Here is a 21503-nt window from a genome sequence, read left to right on the forward strand (position 1 = left end):
CGCGGATGCGGGTCGGTCCGGCGGGCGCTCACGCCGCCGGTCGGGGCTTCTCGGGGGAGAGGAGACCGGGCGACATGGAGATGATGACGAGACCGAGGACCGGGGGGACGGAGATGGCGTCCCGGAACATCGTCGCGGCCAGGACCATGCAGATCAGCCCCAGGCCGATGCCTCCGACGATCCGTGACGCCAGGTTGAGGGAGAACCAGGCGAGTACCACCCAGATGAGAGCCGCCCCGCAGCACGACGCCACCGCCGCATGGGCCGGGAACGTCGAGACGGCACCCGTGCCCGATGCCTCCAGACGGTACAGAACCGCGAGTCCGATCGCGGAGGCGCTCCCCAGCGCGACCGGTCCCCAGACGTGCACCGCGGGGCGGGAGAAGCGCCCGGACACCCACAGGCCGAGCGCCATCAGCAGGGGGATGAAGGCGATGAGGCCGACCGGAACTCCGAGCGTCAGGAGCACCTCCCGTGGGGCGACGGCGGAAATCCCAATGATCCTCATGATGACGCACGCGGCCGCCACTGCTCCGAGCGCCGTGGCGCAGGCGCCGAGGAGCCGTATCGACCGGACTCTCCATCGGGGCAGGTCCATCTGCGGCAGGTCCCTCATGATCCTCCTGGTCGTCACGGCCCGCGGCGCTGCCGCGACCCGCGGTGCTGCGGCCCACGGCGCTGCCGCGGCCGGTGGCCGTGCCGGCTTCTTATCAGCGGTCGAGACGACCAGGAGCACCACCGGAGCGGCCATGGCGTACATCCAGAGGAATGAGAAGGCGATCCAGACTGCCGGTGCCAGCAGCGCGCCCACTGCGATCCCGGCGACGGCGCGCAGTCCCGGGTCCAGCCGCCTGCTGACGGTCAGACCGCTGACGGCGATCGCCACGGCGGCGGCGAGCACGACCCAGGAGGCACGATTGAGTGTCATGTCGAGGTGACCGAGCAGCGGCTCGGGGGCGCCGAGGTTCTTGGCGTCGTAGCTGAACGTCATGGCGATATTCGCGACGGCCCCGATGACGCCGGATATGACGGAGGTGATTGCGGCGGCAAGAGCGTGCCGTGGGGCCAGCCAGCCGCGCTCGCGGGCGAGGCTGAGAAGCCCGATGGCCAGGAAGGCGGCGCTGAGGGAGGCGGATGCGCCTGTCACCCAGCGGAGGAGGTGATCATCGGCGTCGGCCTGCACGAGTGACGTGCCGGCCAGGAAGACGGCGAGGGACACGGGGGTCAGGGCGAGCAGGAGAAGCGAAGTGATGCTGCATCCCATTGCCGTCTTCCTGCCGAGCCTCATCCCCATGCGATAGGCGGGGGAGGCGCTCGTCGCGTCCCCGTTGCTGCTGCTATCGGTGGCGGGGCTGCCGGCGCTGTCGTCGCTGGGGCCGGGGCGAGGATACTGAGGAGACATGAAGTAGCTCATTCCGGGCTCACTGTGCTGGAAGTACGCGATGATGGTCCTGGAGTTCAAGCGTAACGAGGATTCCCGCCTGTGCCGAGGGCGGGACGCGGAGCCCGGTGCAGGTCATGCCCTCTGCGCGGATGTCGTGCGGGGGCGCTGGCACGCGAGGATGAGCCCGCCGACGAGGGGGATGGCGGGCGCGGCATGGGTTGTCAGGGAGGGAATTCCCAGTGCCAGCAGCTGCGTGTAGAGCAGTCCCGCGGCGACTGCCAGAATGGCGCGTCGCACTGCGGACATGCGCGCTCTGCGGATGATGGTCCAGCCGATCGCGGTGCCGCCGCAAGCGGCCGAGACGACCATGGCCAGGGCGATCCAGTCGAGATCGGGTGAGTCCAGGAGTTCCGCGATCGCCATCGCCACCACCGACAGACTCGCCAGCGCGATCGGACCCCAGGTGTGGATCGGGGCATACGGCGAATGGTCCGAGAACCGCAGACCGATCGCGGCGAGCAGGGGGAGGATGGCGAATAGTCCGACCTGGACGCCTGCGACCATGAGATCGGGCGCCATCGACGACGGAAGCATCGCGCGCACGGCCGCGCAGCCGATTCCCACCAGCCCCACCAGTCCGAGAAGGGCGGCGCAGGCGCCGAGCGGCCGCACCCATCGGGTTCTCGTGAGAGTCCTCGCGGGAGACGGGGCGGCGGTCGCCCGTGGCTGAACCGGCGTCTGCGGCGGATCGGTCGATTCGGATGGTTCGGTCACGGGCTGGACTCCCCGCCCGCGGGAAAATGCGAGGACCATGAGCACGATGGAGGCTCCGGCGATCGTGAACAAGGACATCGTCAGGGCCAGTCCGCCCACGGGCGCTAGGAACGCGCCCGTCCCGATTCCGATGATCATGCGCGGCCTCGGGCGCAGCCGTTCCGCGATGACGCCGTCGAGAACGATCGCGATCGCCGCGGCTCCCAGTCCCCAGGCCGCAAGGCCCAGCGGTACGTAGAGACGCCCGGAGACCGGGATGGGATCGCCGACGTCGGCGGCGGTGAACGCCGCCGTCCACGAGACCTGCGCAATGGCAGCGAGAATCAGCGATAGCGTTGAGATGGCGGCGGCCCATGACGTATGGCTCGGTGGCAGCAGGTCGCGCTGGCATGCCAGTCCGAGGGCGCCGATCACCAGGGGCAGCGGTGCGAGGGCCATCGACGCGGTCGGTGCCCACATGAGGAGGCCGTTATCGAAGACCTCCAGGGGGATGACGATCAAGGCGATGCTCATCGCGCTCAGGAGAAGCGCGGTGATCCCGCACCACAGGACTTGCTTCGTGGTGAGCTGCATCGTCTCATCCTCCGTCGACGGGGGCGCTGATGCCGGAAACCGTAGCAGTGGGGCGGGCAGTCGTGCAGGGGCGCCAGTGCTTTCGCGTCGGCCCGCCGGCCGAGGACGGGCGGGCCGGTCGAGCCGCTAGGCTTCAACGGTGAGAGAGAGCGGGCCAATGGGTACGACCGACTTGTCCTCGCCGATCGTCGGCAGCAGACCGCTGTTCATCACCACTGGGAGTCGCGGTGACGTTCAGCCGTTCCTGGCGCTGGCCCGCGCCCTCGCCGAGTCCGGGGCCGGCCCCGTCGTCGCCGCGCCGAGGCGCTTCGGCGACCTGGCCACGCGCTTCGGCGTCGAGTTCGTCGGCCTGGACGACAGCATCCTCGATCTCCAGGACGACCTCGTGGGGGCGGGGCCGGTCCGGGCCGCGCTCTCGCTGGGTCGCATACGGCCGCTGATGCGGCGGTGGCTGGACGATCTCGCTGAGCTCGCGAACAAGGAGGCCGGTCGGGCCGACGTCGTCGTCTTCACCCAGAAGGCCCTGGGCGGAGCGAGCATCGCGGAGAGACTCGGAACCCCCGGGCTGCCCGCTCAACTCATCCCCACCGGGCCGCCGACGAGCGACTTCCAGGTTCCGTTCGCCCCGGCCGGGACGCCGCGGTCCCTGCGCCGCGCCTCCTGGTCGCTGGTCGGGGCGTCCGAGGCGCCATGGCGAAGGATGGTGGCTCAGTGGCGGTCGACGCGTCTCGGTCTCACGACGCGCCCGATCCCCTTCTCCAGGATCATCGCCTCGCGGGGGATTCTCAGCGCCTGGAGCCCCCGTCTGCTGGTGGCGCCGCCCGAGTGGCGCCCCTCCCAGGGCCCCCTCGGGTTCTGGCGGTCGCGTGCGACCGGGACTCTTCCGGCGGACGTCGAGCGCTTCCTGGCCGCCGGGCCGCCACCCGTGGTCGTCGGCTTCGGAAGCATGATGCACGGCGACCCGGCGCGGCTCGCCCGAGAGGTGGTGGACGGCCTGCGCCGTGCGGGGCGCAGGGGGATCCTCCTGGCCGGATGGGCGGGGTTGAACGCGTCGGGGGGGTGATGACGTCCTCGCCATCGAGGAGGCTCCTTTGGATGGGCTCCTGCCGAGGGCCGCGGCCGTCGTCCACCACGGCGGAGTGGGAACCGTGGGCGCCGCGCTCCATGCGGGGACTCCGCAGATCATCCGCCCCTTCTTCGGCGATCAGCCCTTCTGGGCCGGCCGTCTCCGCGAGTTGGGGGTGGCGCCGCGTCCGCTCAAGCGCGTGACCGGGGAGGCCCTTGCTGAGCGCCTGCGCGTCATCGACGACCTGGCCGCCGTCGGCACCACCGCACTCGTCATGGCGCTCCACGTGTACGACGCCGCCTTCTCCGCCTCCCTGCGCCGTCGGCTCATGGACAAGCTCGCCCGACTGCCGCTGGGCTGGTTCGCCTCCCGCGGCTCCGGAGAGGTCAAGAAGATCGTGGGCGACGACGTGAACTCCCTCCACTACGTAGTCACCCATGCCGAGACCGATTGCGTGGGGGCCGTCGCCACCCCGCTCATCGTCCTGATCTACCTCTTCAGCGTCCAATGGCGGCTGGCGCTCGTTCTCCTTCTGCCGGTCCTCGCCTATGTCATCGTCATGGTCCGCATCATGAGGCGCGACGCCGACAACGTCGCCCGCTCCCAGCGCTACACCTCCCGGATCAGCGCACAGACCCAGACCTTCATCTCCTCGCGCCAGGAGGCGCGGGTACTTGGAACCTCCTCCGTCGTGGACCTCCCCGGCACCCTGTCCGAGGCGGGCGATTTCATCGCCGACTGGCAGATGCGCACCGGTCCCGTCAAGATCATCGCCGTCATGCTCAACCGTCCCACCACGGTTCTCGGGCTGCTGCTGGTAAGCGCTTATCTCATGATGATCCCCGGTTGGGTGAACGCGGCCGAGCTGCTGCCCTTCCTCATCCTGGGAACCTCCTTCGGGGGACAGCTGCTGGGCATCTCCACCAGCATCGGAGCGCTCATGGCGAGCCTCCAAGCGCGCGACGCCCTCGAGACCTTCCTCGGCACCCCGGAGCTCGCCGCGGCGCCCGCCCCCTCGCCCTCCCAGAGCGGCGTCGGCCCGCCCTCCGATTCCCGATCTTCCCGATCGAGTCCCGGCCGCCTCGCCCTGGAGAGCGTCACCTTCGCCTACGACGCCGGCCACCCCGTGCTGAGCGATGTCAGCCTGAGCCTGGAGCCCGGCGTCGTCACGGCGCTGGTCGGTCCCTCGGGGTCGGGCAAGTCCACGGTCGCCGCCCTCCTGGCCCGGCTGTGGGACCCCCAGGGCGGGCGCGTCACCCTCGACGGCGTCGATCTGCGCAGCCTGACTCAGGATGAGCTCTACGCCCGAGTCAGCATCCTTCTCCAGGACGTCCAACTCATTCGCGCCACGGTCCGCGACAACATCGCCCTCACCCGTCCCGACGCCACCGGCCCCGAGATCGAGGCCGCCGCCCGTGCCGCCCGCCTCCACGACACCATCACCGCCCTGCCCCAGGGCTACGACACGATCGTGGACTCCTCCCGCCTGTCCGGCGGGGAGCGTCAGCGTCTCGGGATCGCCCGGGCCCTCCTGGCCGACACCCCGGTCGTCATCCTCGACGAGGCCACCGCCTCCGCCGACCCCGACTCCGAACTCCAGATCCGTCAGGCCCTGAGCACCCTTCTGAAGGGGCGCACCGTTCTCATGATCGCGCATCGACTCCACACCATCCGCGATGCCGGGAGGATCGTCGTCATGCAGCACGGGCGGGTCGTCGAGACGGGGACGCACGACTCGCTCATGGCCGACGACGGCCCCTATGCCGCCCTATGGGCCGCTGCTGTCGGTCCTGACGGCCCTGACGGCCCCAGCGCCGTCGGCACCGTCGGCGCCGTCGGCCCTACCGTTCCCGACCGCGACCCTGACCAGCGTCACGAGGGGCAGGAGGATCCCGCATGCTGAGGAATCTGCACGCGGTGGTCGGCGGAGGCGCCCGTTTCTGAGCCTTCGTCGTTCTGACCGCCGCATCGGCCGTGATTCAGGCCGCCGCCGTCCTGTCCCTCCTGCCCATTCTCTCTCGACTCCTCGGTCCCGATCCGGCCTCCGCCGGCGGCTGGCTGCTCGTCCTCGTGGCGCTCATCGCCGTGGCCTGGTGCCTCGACGTCGTCAATGCCCGAGTGGGACTGCGGTTGGGAATTCGCGTGATGCGGACCATTCATGGCAGCGCGCCCCGGGCCATCATGACCTGGCCCGCCTCCATCCTGACCTCGGCCAAGATCGCACGGCTGCGCACCCTCGTCTCCTCGGGCGCCATCGAGGCCACCTCGGCACTCCTCCTGCTCATCAGCCCCCTGGTGGGCGCGGTCGTCTTCATAGGCGCTCTCGGAATCGGCCTGCTGCCGATCAGTCCCGCCCTGAGCGCCGTCACCGTCGGCGGAGGAGCGATTGTCCTGGGCGCCCTGTGGCTGTCCACCACCTGGGAGGCGCGCGCTCAGGAGGTCTTCTCCGACGCCATGGAGGAGCTCGACTCGCGCCTCTTCGAATTCGCCTGGGCGCAGCCCTCCCTGCGCACCGCCCGCCGCATCAGCCTCGGACGGCGAGCGGTGGACCGGGCGATGGAGGAGAGCCGATCGGGCGCACTGCGGGTCCTGGGTCGCCAGGTGCCCGGGCAGCTCGTGCTGAGTATCGCCATGCAGATGGTGATGGGCGGCTTCGCGTTCGCCGCCTGGAGGGCCTATGCCGATGGCCGGGTCGATGGCGCGGGGGCGGCTGCTCTGGTCATCATCCTGCTGCGCGTGATCGAGCAGGTCACGGTCGTCTCCGGGGCTGTCGGCGGACTGCTGGCCCTGCGACGCTCCCTGGCCGAGGTGCGCGAACTGGTCGAGGCCCCGGCCATGAACAGGGGCGAGCCCCTGGATCACGCGCCCTTGATCACGGTGCGGGATCTGCGCGTCACCTACCCCGACGGGACGGTGGGCCTGGGGAACGCCGATGATGACAGAGGTGTTGACCTGAACCTGCAGCCCGGGACCGTCACCGCGATCGTCGGTCGCTCCGGCTCGGGCAAGACCACCCTCTTGCGAGCGCTCGCGGGCGTACTGCCCTACGCGGGCGGAACCGTGGCGCTCGATGGCGCGGCCGCCACCGCCGATGAGCTGACCGCCAATGCCACCATGGTCTTCCAGACCACCGTGCTCGGCGCCGGCACCGTGCGAGACAACATCCTGGCCGTCAACCCCGCTCTGACGGATGAGGACCTGGAACGGATAGCCGAAGACTCGCAGGTCGGCGAACTCGTCGCCCGCCTGCCGCACGGGTGGGAGGCGCCCGCGGGGGAGTGGGACTCCCAGTTGTCGGGCGGTGAGCGCCAGCGCGTGGGGATCGCCCGCGCCCTGGCCAAGCCCGCTCACCTGCTCCTCGTGGACGAGGCCACCTCCGCCTTGGATCTTCAGGCCGAGCGGTCCGTGGTCCAGGCCCTGGGGCGCGTGCGCAGTGACTACACGACCGTCGTCGTCACCCACCGTCCGGCCACAATCGCCGTGGCCGATACCGTGGTGGTCATGGAGGGCGGGCGCGTGGCCGAAGTCGGGACGCGTGCGGAGCTCGAGGCCGCGGGCGGCCTGCTTGCGCGCTTCATGGAGGAGTGGCGGACGGCCTCGTCCTGGCGCGTGTGAGCCGCGGGCGGCGATCTCCGACGGATCGACGGGGCCCCTGCCGGGTCGCCAGCGCGTGATGAACCTCGCGCATTTCTGCATGGAGTGCAACTCTGCACTGAGTGCATGATTGGGGTCGTGACTCGAACCGACCTGCGCGCCGCCCACACGCGGCGGACTCGTGCCGCCATCCGGGCGGCCGCCCTGGCGCTGACCCGTGAGCGCGGCTACACCGCCATGACGATCGACGACGTCGCCGCTCTCGCCGGAGTCTCGCGGCGCACCGTCTTCAACCACTTCTCCTCCAAGGTCGAGCTCCTCGTCATCGGCCCTGAGACCCCTGAGCCCGAGGCGGTCGAGGCCTTCGTCGCCGGCAGCGGCCCCCTCCTGGAGGACCTCGGCACGCTGCTGGTCTCCGGCGCGCAGGCCCTGGAGCCCGAGCGCGCCTGGCTCATGTCCTTCCCCCAGATCGTGCGCGACAACCCCGAGGTGGAGCGCGCCGTGCACGAGCGCTTCCAGGCTGTCGAGCGTGTTCTGGAGGACGCCGCCTCCAGGCGCTTAGGACTGCCCTCCTCCGCCCCCCAGGTGAGGGCCGTGCTGGCGCTGTCCAGTGCGGTGCAGAAGGCCGCGATCCGCATGTGGGCCGCCTCCTGCGACGCCGACGATGGCGCCAACGGCCCGGCGGATGACCGGCAGGCCGGCATCCCGGACGGGCCCGGCACTGGAAGCGGTCGGACCGGGGGGCGTCATGAGCCGGCCACCGTATCGGTCGGCGAGCAGCCCGACCCGGTCCTCAGTCTGGCCGACGCCGTGCGCGCCGTGACTGGTGCCATCGGCGAGATCATCGCCCCGACCTCCCAGTAGCCGCTCATTGGGCAGCCGGCGGGCAGCCGGCGGCCAGTCACCAGCCACTGACTCGCCGCTCCATTCGGCACCATCCGGTCCCGGCCGGTCCCGTCTAGTCCCGGCCGCTCAGCCGCCCCGCCCCGGTCAGCGGGCCACCGGGACAGCTCCAGATTTCTCAAACCATTCCGCCCATTCAACACGTAAAGGCACTACTCGTGACTCAGTCCGCTACGGCGTCGCAGCCCCCCGGCACCAACCCTGCCGAGGCCGGGGGCGACTTCCGCCCCGACCGCCGCTTCTGGGCGGTCTACGCCTCCCTGCTGGTGGTCATGTTCCTGTCCGCCATGGACCAGACGATCGTCGGCACCGCCTTGCCCACCATCGTGGGGGACCTCGGCGGCGCCGCGCACATGGCCTGGATCCTGACCGCCTACACCCTGGCCATCACCGTGGCCATGCCGGTCTACGGCAAGCTCGGCGACCTGGTGGGGCGCAAGAACCTGTTCCTGGTGGCCATCGGCCTGTTCCTGGCGGGCTCGGCCTTGTGCGGGACCGCCACGGACATGACCCAGCTCATTGCCTACCGCTTCATCCAGGGCCTGGGCGGCGGCGGCCTCATGATCTCCTCCCAGGCCATTACCGGTGATCTCATCCCGCCACGGGTGCGCGGCACCTACATGGCCCCCATGGGCGCCATGTTCGGTATCGCCTCCATCCTGGGCCCGATCGTCGGCGGTTGGCTGACCGACTCCGTGTCCTGGCGCTGGACCTTCTGGATCAACCTGCCGCTGGGCGTCCTGGCCTTCATCGCAGTCGCCATCGTGCTGCACCTGCCCAAGCACCCCCTGAGCGAGCCCATTGACTGGTGGGGCCTGGCCCTCATGGACGCCGGCGCGGTGGCGCTGGTCCTGGTGGCCACCTGGGGCGGCACCCAGTACGACTGGACCAGCCCCGTCATTGTCTGTCTGGCGGTGGCGGGCGTGGCCTGCTGGGTGGCGTTCGTGGTGGTGGAGTCGCACGTGGCCGACCCGATCCTGCCCACCGCCATCCTGGCCAACCGCACCTTTATTATCTCCACCCTGGTGGGCATGCTCGCCATGGGCGGGATGGTGGGTGTCATGAGCTACCTGCCCACCTACCTGCAGATGGTCTACGGGTACTCGGCCACCGTCTCCGGCCTGCTGCTGGTGCCCATGACCCTGGGTATGCTCGGTGGCGGCATCGGCTCGGGGGTGCTCATGACCCGTAACGGTCGCTACAAGGTCTACCCGGTGGTGGGTCCGCTGGTGTCCGCCCTGGCCGCCTTCTGCCTGTGGCGGGTCACGACGGCCTCGCCCGTGTGGCAGGTCTCGGGGGCGACCTTCCTCATGGGGCTGGGGATCGGCCTGTTCTTCCAGCTCCTGGTCACCATCGTCCAGAACGACGTGCCCGCCCGGCACCTGGGCACGGCCACCAGCGGCAACAACTTCTTCCGGGAGGTGGCGGTCTCCCTGGGGGCCTCACTCATCGGGGTGGCCTTCTCCAGCAACCTCACCAGCCAGCTCTCCACCAGGATGGCCGCCCTGGCCGCCAGCGACGACCCGGCGGTGGCCGGTGCCCTGGCCCGCTTCCAGGGCGGAGGCGCCGACACGTCCTCCCTGACCCCGGCCCTGGTGGAGTCCCTGCCTCAGGTGCTGCACGACGCCGTCGCGAGCTCCTACGCCCAGGCGCTCAGCCCGATCTTCGCCTGGATGATCCCGCTGTTCATAACCACGAGCCTGGTGGCGCTGCTCCTCAAGGAGAAGCCCCTGTCGCGCAAGACCGGCATGGAGCAGCTCGCCGAGGCCGAGGACTCACCTGCTTAAACGCGCCCCTGACGCCTCCGGTGCGGCGGCCGTCCTCCCCGGTGCGAGCGGGCCGCGGGATCTGGTACGAGCGGGCCCGGTGCGTGCCGGTAAGCGGGCCCAGCACGGTCAGCCCCAGTGCGAGTGCGGGACGGTGCGGCCAGGCCCGGTACGTGTTGGGGCCGGTCGGTGCGGCGAGGGGCTAGCGCAGGCGGCGTTGGACCCACTCCACCCCCAGGCGTGCGACCTCCTCCTGGGCCTCGTTGACGTTCCCGGCGTGGACCTGCACCAGCTGGCTGCCGTCGGGGAGCAGGGAGAAGCCCTCGGCGGCGGTGTCGGCCGTGTCCGGGAACTCGTCGGTCAGGGCGCCGTGGAGCATGAGCACGGGCCAGGGCAGGTCGCCCATGGTGCGCTCCGGGGTCTGGAGGGAGACGTCGGCCAGGGTCTCCTTGCTGAGCAGGTTCCACTGGCGGCTGTTGGGGTTGTCGTCACGCAGCCGCGTCAGGCCGTGTCTTTCCAGCTCGTCGAGCTGGACGGAGGAGAAGACCTGGTCCCACAGGATCGACTGCGGCCCGGTGATCGCCCCCACCGCTACCGCCGTGCGCACCAGGTCCGGGCGTGCCAGGAGCGTGGCCGTGGCCCCGAAGCCGTTGGCGTGGATGGCAATGCGTCGGAACCCCCGCAGGGACAGCCAGCCGACCACCGCCTGGAGGTCCTCGGTCTCGCTGGACAGGGTGACGACGTCGTCGTCCGACTCGCCCTGCCCGGAGAAGTCGAAAGCGAGCGTGGCCAGGCCCGCTTCCCGGTAGGCCGCCGCCATGCGGTCCAGGCGGTGGTCCAGGCCGTGCCGGTCGGTCAGGAAGTCGTGGGCCAGGACGACCACGCCCTCCTGGCGTCTGGGGGCGGGCCGACCGGCTTCGAGGTCGGCCTCCAGCAGCTCCAGGTCCAGGGGGACGGCGTCCTTGGGCAGCATGAGCGTGCCCGCCAGGGTAACCCCTCGAGCAGTGTCCATGCGGATGTCAGTCATGAGATCCAACCTAGGTGAGGTCAAAGAACGGGTCATAGGGTCGTGGATCCCATTGCGCTGGCAGCGTGACCCTGACAAGGTGTCGTGGCCGTGGGGGCTGCTCGCCGGTGGTACGCAAGACGCCCCCGCGCGGGGATCGTGGGGTGGGGTGAGGCGGACGGGGTCAGTCAGGCAGGGGGAGGGCCCGGGCGGCCTCGACGGCGGCACGCACCTGGGCCTGCTCCGTGCGGTGCGGTCCTGGTCGGCCGTCCGCCGGTGCCGGACAGCACAGGTGCAGCTCGCGCACGCCGCTGGCCGCGATCAGTGCCGCCATGGTCTGGGGCCGTACGCCGCCCGCGGCAATGACCCGGGGCGCCGGCTCGCCCGCCCGGGCCGCCCGGCGCTCCAGGGCCGTGAGCCGGGCCAGGCCGGTGCCCTCGGCGCCCCCGGACGTCGTCAGTCAGGACGTGGGTCAGCCCGAGGCGGGCGGCGGAGCGGTAGGCCCGCTCCAGGTCCGCGGCGTGGTCAATGGCGCGGTTGAGGGTGACGGGGGCGCCGTCGCCCATGTCCACCAGGAGGCGCACCAGCCCGCGGTCCAGCTCCCCGTCCTCGGTCAGGGCCCCGGTGACGAAGCCGAGCTCGACGGCGGGGGGCAGGGTGCGGCCCACCACCCCGGTGGCCTGGGGGCGGGTGTGCTCGGCCAGCTGGGCGGCCAGGGAGGCGATCCGGCGTACGTCGGCGATCATGGCCCGGCCCTCGTCGGCGTCGAACACGTAGGAGCCGCCCCGTGGGCGGACCATGACGCGCAGGCCGAAGGGCTCGGCCTCCGGGGTGTCCGCCCAGTGCGCGCCGGCCCGGGCCCGGCGCTCGGCCTTGACCTCCGCGGCCGCGATAATGGCGGCCTCGACCACGCCGATCGACGGCGTCGTGCCCCCGACGGCGACGTTGTCGCACAGCTCGGCACGGTCCGCCCCGGCCTGGGCCGAGACGCGCACGCCGTCAATGTTCTCCATGCAGGTCTCGACGACCACGTGGTCAGGTGCGCGCCAGGGTGCGGGGGAGGGGTGGCGTAAGGGCAGCATCCTGGGGAGCCTCGTCGCGTTCATGGGTGAATTGTGTCACGCATGAGCACGCTTCCGGGGGCGGCACGCGGAAGGTCGCGGCCGTGTCGCGTGTGGGGTTCATGACGGCGACGCGGGGTTGATACCCCCTTACCTGGTGCGTCTGTAAGCGTGACTGCGCTGGTCAGAGCCGGTTAGCCCGGGTCGGGAGAGGGGGACGGGGCCAGGTGTCGTCAGGCTGGTCGGGTGCGGGCCCGCGGTCGGGGCGCACACCCGGTCGGGCTGCCGGGTGCGCACCCGGTCAACATGCGCCGAGGCGGGACGTGTGGTAAGGCACGTCGGCCCGGTCGGTGCGAGGTCAGGCGGGGGTGGGCGCTGTTGGGTAGGGCGTGCGGTCAGGCGGGGGCGCGCAGGCGCGGTCAGGTGAGGAGTGCGAGCGCGCGGTCAGACGTCCGCCACGTCCTCGTAGCTCTTGGGATCCTCGATCGGCTCCAGGTGGGCCGAGACGCGCAGGTCGGGGTCGGCGGCCACGAGGTCGTCAATGAGGGACTCGGTGAAGTCGTGGCCCTCCTTGACGTTCCACGCCCCCGGGACCAGGACGTGCAGGTCCATGAAACGGCGGTTTCCCGCCTCGCGCACCCGTACGGCGTGGAAGTCGATGACCCCGGGGCTGCGGTGCTGCTCGAGGACGGACTCCACCCGGGCCAGCAGCTCGGCGTCAGGGGCCGCGTCCATGAGGCCGGCGACCGACTCGTGGATGAGCCGGTAGCCCGTCCACATAATGTTCAGCCCGGCCCCCAGGGCCACGACGGCGTCGAGCACGGGGGAGTCGAAGACCACCACGAGCCCCACCCCGACCAGGACCGCCGCGGAGGTGATGACGTCGGTGGCCAGGTGCTTGGCGTCGGCCACCAGCGTGGTCGAGTGCGCCTGGCGGCCGACGCGGTAGAGCACCCACGCCACGGCGCCGTTGACGAGGGAGGCGATTACCGACACCACCAGGCCAATCCCCAGCTGCTCGGGCATGACCGGGGTGATCATGCGGTCCACCGCGGAGACGATAATGAAGGTGGCCGCCACGAAGATCATGACGCCCTCGGTCACCGCGGAGAAGTACTCGGCCTTGGAGTGGCCGAACTGGTGGTCCTCGTCGGCGGGCCTGATGGAGATCCTCAGGACGACGAGGGCCACGACGGCGGCCACGAGGTTGACCACCGACTCCGCCGCGTCCGAGAGCAGGCCCACCGAGCCGGTCACCCAGGCCGCCGTGCCCTTGAGCGCGATGGTCGCCAGGGCGGCGCCAATGGACAGCCAGGCGTAGCGGGAGAGGTCGGTGGGCGGGGGGTAGCGCTTGGAGGGGCATGGGGCTGGGCGGACGGCGGCAGGAGTTACGCGGGTCACAACCACTATGCTCTACTCAGGGCGGGGCGACGGCGAATCAAGGTTTCGGCTGCCCGTCGGGTACCGGGGGCGGGCTTCCAGAAGTAGCGTGAGTGGGGGGCGCGGTACCCGTACTGCGCCCACCCGGCCAGGCCCGAGCGCCTGACGGCGGGTCGGGAGCGGGCGCACTCGACGGGTGTGGAGTCGGCCAACCGGGTTCTATCAGCACCGATACTGCGAGGCCCTTACCCCTACCACCCTGCTCCCACGCCGCACCACACCCCCTGGAATCAATCATCTAGGGATCTGGGACGTACCTTAGTCGGCGGGGACGTATGACTAAGGTACGTCGCCGGTGGCTTAGGTACGTCGCCGACGGCTTGGGTGTGGGTCCGGCAGGGGGAGTAGGCCGGGGGTGCCCTGGCCCCGCCCGCGCTATAGGGTGTGGGTCGTGCTGGACCTCCTGCCCGCCGCGCTCACCCACGCCTCCTCTACGGCCCTGCCCGCCACGCCGTCGACCCTGTCGGTCCTGTCCCTGCCAGCCCTGTCCCTGCCGTCCCTTCCTGGCCCGCTGGCCCTGCCCGTCCCCGACACCCTCCCGGAGACCTTCCGCCTCCTGGACCTGTGCGGCGTCCTGCTCAACGGCATCCTGGGCGGGCTCATTGCCCGACGCAAGAACTTCGACCTGGTGGGCTTCGTGGTCCTGGCCATCCTGACGGCCACCGGCGGCGGCATCCTGCGTGACGTCATGATCCAGGCTGGCCCGCCCTTCGCCCTGACGGACCCCTACTACCTCTACACCGCCTGCGCCGGGGCCCTGGTGGCCTGGTTCGTCCCCTTCACCTCCCGGCTCGCCCGCCGCTTCCTGGTGGTGGCCGACGCCGTCGTCCTGGGCACCTGGGCGGCCACCGGGGCCTCCAAGGCCCTGTCCAACGGCCTGGGGGTGATGCCCGCCCTCCTCCTGGGCTCCCTGACGGCGGTGGGCGGCTCCATGGTCCGCGACGTCTCGGTGGGTGAGACCCCCAGCGTCTTCGGCGGCAACCGGCTCTACGCCGTCCCGGCCCTGTGCTCGGCCGCCACCATGGTGGCCCTGGTGGCCGCGGGCCTGCCCGACGCCTACGCCATGCTGGTGGCTACCGTGGTGGGAGCCGGTACCTGTCTCATGGCCTACTGGCGTTCCTGGCAGCTGCCGGTGGCCGGGGACCGGGAGCGCCGCCTGGCCCGACGTCGCACCGGGGAGGTCGGCGGCCCGCCGTCCCGCGGGGGTGGCCCCAGCTCCGGGTGGCGCCGGGCTCTCATGCGCCGTCCGTACGGCGAGCCCAGCCGGTGGGGCAGACGGCCTGGGGCGGGGCGGCAGGAGACGAGACGACGCCGGTACCGGCCCCTTGACCCCGAGGACCTGTGACTGCCCCGGGTCGGCCTCGGCAACGGCCACACCGGCCCCCTGACCCCGAGGACCTGTGAGCAGGCGGCGTCAGGACCGGGCGGACACGGCCTGTCGCGCTCGGAAACATGATGAGATGGGACACATGAGCGGAAACGACCAGCAGTCCTTCGAGCCCGACCACCTGCTCGCCGAGGTGATTGCGAGCCACTTCCACGGCGCGCGCGTGGTGGAGGCCGACGGCGCGCAGGTCGTCGAGCTGGGGGAGGGGATGCCCAGCATCCAGTGCGTCGTCGACGACATGCGCCCGGACCCGCCCTACGGCGCGTTCATCTTCCTGGAGGTCAAGGGCGGGCGGTTGGGGGAGACGGGCGCCCTGGTGACTGCCAGCGGGTACGGCCCCGGCGCGCAGGGGTCCGTGGTCACCGCGGGCTGCAACTGGGCCTGCGCCTTCGGTCCCGTCCTGCTGACCGCTATCGGCCGTCCCGACCTGATCAGGACGCAGGACCCCGAGGTCGAGCAGTTCGAGGCCCGCGTGGGCGCTCGCCGCTACCGGGTGACCGTGAGCCGGCTCGACCGCAGCATGGGGGTGGGCATGGAGGAGGTGGAGGGCCTGCGGCGGGCCCTCGGCGGGTACTCGGCGCTGACCCGGGCCGTGCTGGAGAGCGGGACGGTCCCGGCCACACGCTCGGACGACCTCGTCGCCCTGGGCTGCTTCCTGGGCACCGGGCGGTCGACGACGAGCGAGACCAAGCTCGGCATGGGCGACTGGCCGGCCGCGGCCGCCGTGCTGGAGGCCCTGGCCCGGAGGCACGCCGGGGGCTCGGGCATGCGCATGCTGCGCGAGTGGGCGGTCCTGGAGCCGCTTGAGCCAGCGCCCGTCCTCACCCGCGACAGCCTGCAGCACACGCTCAATATGCTGCGTGCCTGCGCCGACAACCCGCGCAGCGAGGCCGGCTGGTGCGGCGCCCGCCACCACGGCATGCGTCTGGGGGCTCCTGGCGGCGTCGTCCCCGGGCTGCCGGGGGACATGTCCTGGTTCCTGGGCACGATCGCCGCCAGCGGGGCGGGCCCCGGCTACGGCCTGGCGCCCCGGCCCCTCTCCGACAGGTGGTGGCAGCTGGCCGACGCCGGCTGCGGGGCCCGGTGGGTGCTCAAGCTCGCCGACGGCACCGTGTGGCTGGACTCGGTCGCCTGCGACGACGGCTTCCAGCTCGTGGCCCCCGGCTTCCTGGCCTGGTACGAGGCCTGGCTGGACAACGCGGTCCGCCAGGGCGGCCCCTTCGGCCGCTGGGAGTACCGGGTCGACTCCGTCTACAAGCTGCTCGTCAACGCCGCGCAGGAGAAGGGGGTCGACCGTCTGCCCGAGACCGTGACCAGGGTGAGGACCCACTCACCCGAGGGCAAGCCCATTGGCCCCTGCCACGCCTGCGAGGAGACCTATGCCCGCTACGGGGTGCCCCCCACGGTGTTCGTCACCGCCCCGTAAGGTGCGGCTGGTGCCCGCCCGCCCCGGCTGGCGGTGGTTGGCCAGAGGCCGAGACCCCACGCCCAGGACAACCCGCCCGCCCCGGCTGGCGGTGGCCGGGGCCGCGTCCACCCGCCCCCGCCCCTCCGAAGGCGCTCGCCCCGGTTGGTGGGGTGGCCCTGGTGCGGTCGTCCGCGGCAGGCGGCCCGGGGACTGGTCGGCCTGAGCCTTTGCGGTTCCACAAAGTCGCGCCCCGACGGCGTCGATCTCCGATATCCTCGACCCGTACCGACCGACGAGTCTCAGGAGACGGGCGATGACCCAAGTGGCATGCGGGATCGACATTGGCGGATCAGGCGTCAAGGGCGCCCTGGTCGACCTCGGGACCGGTGAGTTCATCGGTGAGCGCGTACGCATTGAGACCCCCCAGCCGTCCACGCCCGAGGCGGTCGCCCAGGTCTGCCGCGCGATTATCGACAGGCTCGGCGTCGGGCCGGACGTGCCCGTGGGAATCACCTTCCCCGCCCCGATCGTGCGCGGCACCGTCGTGTTCATGGCCAACCTCGACAAGTCCTGGGAGGGGGTCAACGTGGACGAGCTCATGACCCGGGTCCTGGGGCGCCCCTCCCACGCCCTCAACGACGCCGACGCCGCCGGGCTGGCCGAGGTCGCCTACGGTGCCGCCAAGGACGTGCCCGGCACCACTATCGTCACCACCCTGGGGACGGGTATCGGCTCGGCCGTCATCGTCGACGGCACCCTGGTGCCCAACACCGAGCTCGGCCACCTGGAGATCGACGGCCACGACGCCGAGAGCCGCGCCTCCACCCACTGCAAGGAGCTCCTGGACCTGAGCTGGAAGAAGTGGGCCAAGCGCCTCCAGCGCTACTACAGCCACGTGGAGATGCTCTTCAGCCCGGACCTGTTCGTCGTCGGCGGAGGCGTGTCGAGGAAGCACGAGAAGTTCCTGCCCCTGCTCAACCTGCGCACCCCCATTGTGCCCGCCAGGCTGCTCAACACCGCGGGCATTGTCGGCGCCGCCTACGAGGCGGCCCGTACCGCACGGTAGGCCCTTTCGACCGCCACCGAGCCGGTGGTCGCGAGAACCCGTGGCCTCGCCCACCGGTTCCGCGGCTTCTGCCCCTCGTTCCTGTCTGTCTTGACGCCGTGGCCCCGCCCACCGGTTCCGCGGAGCAGGCCACCGAGCCGGTGGTCGCGGGGAGGCCCCTGTCGCCGGGCCGTCGATGAACGCTACCTCAGGTAGGTGAACGCCCTTCAGGTGAGGTGAACGCTATCTTGGGGTTGTGAACGCTGTTTCAGAGAGGTGAACGCCGTCTAGGTGTGCGTTCACCTCCTCAAAATGGCGTTTACCCGCCCAAAATAGCGTTCATCTGCCCGAGACGGCGTTTACCTCCCTGAGGTGGCGTTTTACGACGACGGCTAGCAGCCCCAGGGCCCGGCGCAGCGACCAGCGGCAGCCAGTGGCAGCCAGCAGCCCCAGGCGACGAGGCAACCAACAGCCCCAGGCTCCAGGGCCCGGCGGGTGCCCGCCGCCTGGGGCCACGCGGGAGGCGAACACCACCCGCCAGGCCGTGGGGCGGCTCGCGACCTCAGGCCGACTACGCTGGGCAGTCCCGCCGCCCCGCCGCAGTGGGCGACCAACCACCAGGAGGCCTCATGGCTGGAAAACTCATCTTCGCCCTCGGGCTCGGTACCGGCTACGTCCTGGGCACCCGTGCGGGCCGTGCCCGGTACGAGCGCATGAAGGCCAGGGCCGTCCGGGTCATGGAGCAGCCCTTCGTCCGCTCCCGCGTGGACGCCGTCAGCACCAGGATCGTCAATGCCGTGCGCTCCCAGGGCGAGGCGGTCACCGACAAGGTCGCCGACGCGGTCAAGGAGCGCCTGTTCTCTTCCCGCCCGGCGCAGCCCGCGGCCTCGGAGCCGGTCAGCGTCCCCGCCACCATCCGCCCCACATCCTGAGCGCCTGCACATTCTTTTTACAATCAGCGATCATAGAACGGCAGGATCATGCGGATCCGTAGTGTGCCACGGGCTCCAGGATCCGGGATGAATGTGCAACGGCGTCAGAGTTGCACATTCATCCTGTTCCCAGTCCCCGCCCCGGCCCGCGATTCCGCGTGATCCTGCCACTTTATGATCGTGGAACGTAAAAAGAATGTGCAACTTGCCCCTGCACCTCACCCCGGCAGGATCTCGGGGGGCAGGAGGCACGCCAGCTCGTAGCCGTTGTCCCCGAAGACCACCGGGACCCCGGCCTCGTCAAGGATCTGCGCCTCCGGGCCCTGGCCCAGGGGGTGGGCAGACAGGGAGCCCGCGAGCACCTGTTGGGCGGGGGTGAGCTGGCGGATGGCGATGGCGGCGACCCGGTTGCGGTGCTCGCGCGCCAGCTCCCCGTAGAGCAGGAGATCATGCTGGCCGTCGTCGCCCACGAGCAGCCAGACCACCTCCGGCAAGTCAATGAGCAGGCGTCGGAACTGGGTGCGCTTGTGCTCGATCCCGCTGCGGAACCAGCCCGTGTTGGTCGGCCCCCAGGCGGTCAGGAGCTTGGGGCCGGCGGGGAAGCCGTGGCGCTCGAAGAACGCCCGCAGCGTGGGCAGCACGTTCCAGGCACCGGTGGAGACGTAGAAGACCGGCGCGCCCGGGTGGGCGGTCTGCACGTCGGTGAGCATCCGCGCCATCCCGGGAACCGGCTGGCGGGCCGAGGTGTACTTGACCATGGAGTTCCACGTGGCCAGCAGGGCGCGGGGGATGTGGGTGATCATGACGGTGTCGTCCACGTCGGCGATGACGCCCAGGCGCGGCCCCGGCGCCACCACGAGCACGGCGGCGGTCACCGTGCTGCCCGCCGCCTGGATGGTGGCCTGGTGCCATCCCGGGGGCAGGCCGTGGCCCCGCAGGACGACGTCCACGCAGCCCGAGCGGTCGGCCCGGGTGCGCACGCTCGCTGCCCCCAGCGTGACGGTCACCGGGATAAAGGGGACCGGCAGGTCGATAAAGAGCCGCCACCCGCGCTGGACCTCCAGCAGGCTGGTCAGTGCCAGGTCGCGGGCCTCCGCCATGTTCCCGGGCAGGGAGCGGAAGAGCGGGCCCTCGGCCGGGGCCCCAGGGTCGCGCATGACGACCCGGGCCAGGACCCGGGCCATGTCCGACGGCGGTGTGCCTGTGCTCCGTCGCCCGGGGTCGTCAGGGGTGACACCAGGGGCGCTGTCGGGGCCGTCGGGGGTGCCGCCGGTGGCGGGGCCGTGCCGAGCGCCGCCCGCGGCCTGCGGCCCGTCCTCCAGGGGGTGGACCGAGGAGCCGTAGCCGTCGTAGGGCACGATGCGGGGCCGCCAGCCATGACGCCGTAGCACGGGGATAATGTCCCGGCGGAAGCGGTTCTCTACGGCGCGGGGGATGTCGGAGATCGGCACGCCGTCAAGTCTAGGGGGCTTGCCGACGACGCCCCTGAGGCGCGGTGACCACGCAGTTCAGGGCGTGTCCTGGGGACGCCCGCACAAGGGCTCCCGAGGTGGTACCGGGTCTGCCTCGCCGCGGTCCGGCCGGGTCGGGACAGGGCGGGCACCGCGGTCCGTCGCGGCCCGACGCCTCACCTCCCAGGCCAGGGCGGCCCCGGTCACCAGGGCCCACAGGGTGTAGGAGGACCCGGCCCAGCGCTGGAGCGCGGTCCAGCCCGCCTCCAGGTGGTTCTGGTTGGGGAACCACCACTGCATCGCCAGGGCGAACACCGCCCAGCCCGTGGCCGCGCACAGGCCCAGCACGCCGCTGCGCCAGCGCCAGGCCGCCGCCGTCAGGCCCATGACCATGGGCAGGCACCACACCCAGTGGTGGGACCAGGAGATGGGGGAGACCAGCAGCCCCAGGCCCATGACCACCCCTAACTGGAGCAGCAGGACCGTACCCTCGGCGTCGGGCAGTCGGGGACCACCCGGGGCGGGGTGGTGCTCACGCCCGGTACGCGCACAGGGGTCACCCGGTGCCGGCGCCGCACTGCCTGGGGCTGGCGTGCCAGGAACCGGCGCCGCACCACCCGGGACCAGCCCCGTCTGGCGCGACGGCCGCAGGGCGTCCGTCCTGACGGCCAGGAGCACCGCCAGTACCGTGACCGCCACGACCGACACCGCCCACAGGGGCGTCCACAGCCTCTCGTCGCCCACCAGGGCTCGGGCCACCATCCCCTTGAGGTTCTGGTTGCCCGCGTACTCGGCAAAGCCCGCGCGCGTGGGATCCCAGGCCGCCTGGAGGAAGAACCGGGCGGACTCCCGGGGACTGAGGGCCCAGCACGCCAGGGTCACGCCCGACGCCGTCGCGACCATGGTCGCGGCCGCCCGCCACTGCCTGCGCACCAGGAGCACCACGACCGCGATGGCCGGGGTCAGCTTGAAGGCGGCCGCCAGGCCGCACAGGACCCCGCGCCAGCGTGAGCTGGCGGGCACGGCCAGCAGGTCCACCGCCACCAGGGCCGCCAGGACGGCGTTGACCTGGGCGTACTCCATGGTCTTGTAGACCGGTTCCAGGGTGAGCACGCCGATCAGGCCCAGCCAGGGCGCCGCCGCCCCGGCCCACCGCCGCACTCCCAGGGCCCGCAGGCAGGCCCAGGCCGTCACGGCCATGCACACGGGCGTGGCCAGCAGCATGACCACCTGGAAGGCGTGGTCCTGCGTCACCGTGGTCAGGGGCGTCAGGGCCCACGCGGCAAAGGGAGGGTAGGTAAAGGGCCACAGGTGGTCGGCGGGGTTGGCGTACCAGTCGTACAGGCTGCCGCCGGCGTGCCACTGCTCCACGGCGTGGCGGTAGATCCAGGCGTCCAGCATAAAACGTGGTGAGCCGTCGGTGTTCCACGCCCACCGGTAGGCCGACGCCAGCAGCCCCACCCACCCCAGGGTCGTAGCCAGCAGGCGGATAAGGCCCGACGCCGGGGCTGCCGCCGGGCTCAGTGCCGGTGCGGACGGCGGTGTCAGGGCGGGCGCCGAGATGGGCGCCAGTGCCGGGCCCGCTGCCGGGGCTGCCGCCGCTGCCCCCGGTGCCGGTGCGGGCGCCGCGCCCTCTGCCGGGGCGGCCGCTGGGTCCGACGCCGTCGGGTCCGGGCGGGTGGCCCTGGGCCGCCGGGAGGGTGTTCCGGGCAT

16 protein-coding genes and 1 pseudogene are annotated in these 21503 nt (G+C 71.5%); 9 read left to right on the forward strand and 8 right to left on the reverse strand.

The features are described 5' to 3' along the window. Positions 1-28: 28 nt before the first annotated feature. Positions 29-1414: a hypothetical protein gene (locus JJJ15_RS08610; RefSeq protein WP_246741987.1), complete on the reverse strand. Its 1386-nt coding sequence runs from the start codon at positions 1412-1414 to the stop codon at positions 29-31. Positions 1415-1516: 102 nt separating this feature from the next. Further along, positions 1517-2731, reverse strand: a complete 1215-nt coding sequence (locus JJJ15_RS08615) for a hypothetical protein (RefSeq protein WP_106110289.1) — start codon at positions 2729-2731, stop codon at positions 1517-1519. A gap of 157 nt (positions 2732-2888) precedes the next feature. Here JJJ15_RS08615 and JJJ15_RS08620 point away from each other — a divergent pair, with 157 nt between their 5' ends. The 5 genes from JJJ15_RS08620 (at position 2889) to JJJ15_RS08640 (ending at position 10081) form a co-directional block, all read left to right on the forward strand. Beyond that, on the forward strand, positions 2889-3794 hold the full coding sequence (locus JJJ15_RS08620; RefSeq protein WP_246741988.1) for a glycosyltransferase: 906 nt from the start codon (positions 2889-2891) through the stop codon (positions 3792-3794). A gap of 28 nt (positions 3795-3822) precedes the next feature. After that, positions 3823-5700: an ABC transporter ATP-binding protein gene (locus JJJ15_RS08625; RefSeq protein ID WP_246741989.1), complete on the forward strand. Its 1878-nt coding sequence runs from the start codon at positions 3823-3825 to the stop codon at positions 5698-5700. A gap of 71 nt (positions 5701-5771) precedes the next feature. Beyond that, entirely contained in the window at positions 5772-7412 is a 1641-nt protein-coding gene (locus JJJ15_RS08630) for an ABC transporter ATP-binding protein (RefSeq protein WP_200510466.1), read from the forward strand. 117 nt (positions 7413-7529) lie between these two features. Continuing rightward, positions 7530-8255: a TetR/AcrR family transcriptional regulator gene (locus JJJ15_RS08635; protein WP_200510467.1), complete on the forward strand. Its 726-nt coding sequence runs from the start codon at positions 7530-7532 to the stop codon at positions 8253-8255. 197 nt (positions 8256-8452) lie between these two features. Further along, positions 8453-10081: an MDR family MFS transporter gene (locus JJJ15_RS08640; RefSeq protein ID WP_200510468.1), complete on the forward strand. Its 1629-nt coding sequence runs from the start codon at positions 8453-8455 to the stop codon at positions 10079-10081. Between the two features lie 181 nt (positions 10082-10262). Here JJJ15_RS08640 and JJJ15_RS08645 read toward each other — a convergent pair whose 3' ends face one another. The 4 genes and pseudogenes from JJJ15_RS08645 to JJJ15_RS13185 all read right to left on the reverse strand — a co-directional run. Beyond that, the gene (locus JJJ15_RS08645) at positions 10263-11087 is read right to left on the reverse strand and encodes an alpha/beta hydrolase (protein WP_106110292.1); all 825 of its coding nucleotides are present in this window, start codon (positions 11085-11087) and stop codon (positions 10263-10265) included. Positions 11088-11254: 167 nt separating this feature from the next. Then, positions 11255-12172, reverse strand: a complete 918-nt coding sequence (locus JJJ15_RS08650; protein WP_246741990.1) for a copper homeostasis protein CutC — start codon at positions 12170-12172, stop codon at positions 11255-11257. A gap of 399 nt (positions 12173-12571) precedes the next feature. Next, a complete protein-coding gene (locus tag JJJ15_RS08655) occupies positions 12572-13528 on the reverse strand; it encodes a cation diffusion facilitator family transporter (protein WP_200510469.1) in 957 nt (318 codons plus the stop codon). Between the two features lie 77 nt (positions 13529-13605). Beyond that, positions 13606-13722, reverse strand: a pseudogene (locus tag JJJ15_RS13185) (IS982 family transposase); the annotation flags it as partial. A 356-nt stretch (positions 13723-14078) separates the two neighbouring features. Here JJJ15_RS13185 and JJJ15_RS08660 point away from each other — a divergent pair. From JJJ15_RS08660 to JJJ15_RS08675, 4 genes are all read left to right on the forward strand, one after another. Continuing rightward, positions 14079-14912, forward strand: a complete 834-nt coding sequence (locus JJJ15_RS08660; RefSeq protein WP_200512010.1) for a trimeric intracellular cation channel family protein — start codon at positions 14079-14081, stop codon at positions 14910-14912. Between the two features lie 124 nt (positions 14913-15036). After that, entirely contained in the window at positions 15037-16380 is a 1344-nt protein-coding gene (locus JJJ15_RS08665) for an SMI1/KNR4 family protein (protein ID WP_200510470.1), read from the forward strand. 295 nt (positions 16381-16675) lie between these two features. Beyond that, positions 16676-17428, forward strand: a complete 753-nt coding sequence (ppgK, locus tag JJJ15_RS08670) for a polyphosphate--glucose phosphotransferase (RefSeq protein ID WP_200510471.1) — start codon at positions 16676-16678, stop codon at positions 17426-17428. A 608-nt stretch (positions 17429-18036) separates the two neighbouring features. Continuing rightward, positions 18037-18339, forward strand: a complete 303-nt coding sequence (locus JJJ15_RS08675) for a YtxH domain-containing protein (protein WP_200510472.1) — start codon at positions 18037-18039, stop codon at positions 18337-18339. Positions 18340-18557: 218 nt separating this feature from the next. On the opposite strand, the gene JJJ15_RS08680 is transcribed toward JJJ15_RS08675, so the two are convergent. Next, entirely contained in the window at positions 18558-19790 is a 1233-nt protein-coding gene (locus JJJ15_RS08680) for a phosphatase domain-containing protein (RefSeq protein ID WP_200510473.1), read from the reverse strand. Between the two features lie 57 nt (positions 19791-19847). Beyond that, positions 19848-21503: a glycosyltransferase 87 family protein gene (locus tag JJJ15_RS08685; RefSeq protein ID WP_200510474.1), complete on the reverse strand. Its 1656-nt coding sequence runs from the start codon at positions 21501-21503 to the stop codon at positions 19848-19850.

The sequence above is a fragment of the Actinomyces sp. HMT897 genome (genome assembly GCF_016626125.1).
Lineage (GTDB): Bacteria > Actinomycetota > Actinomycetes > Actinomycetales > Actinomycetaceae > Actinomyces.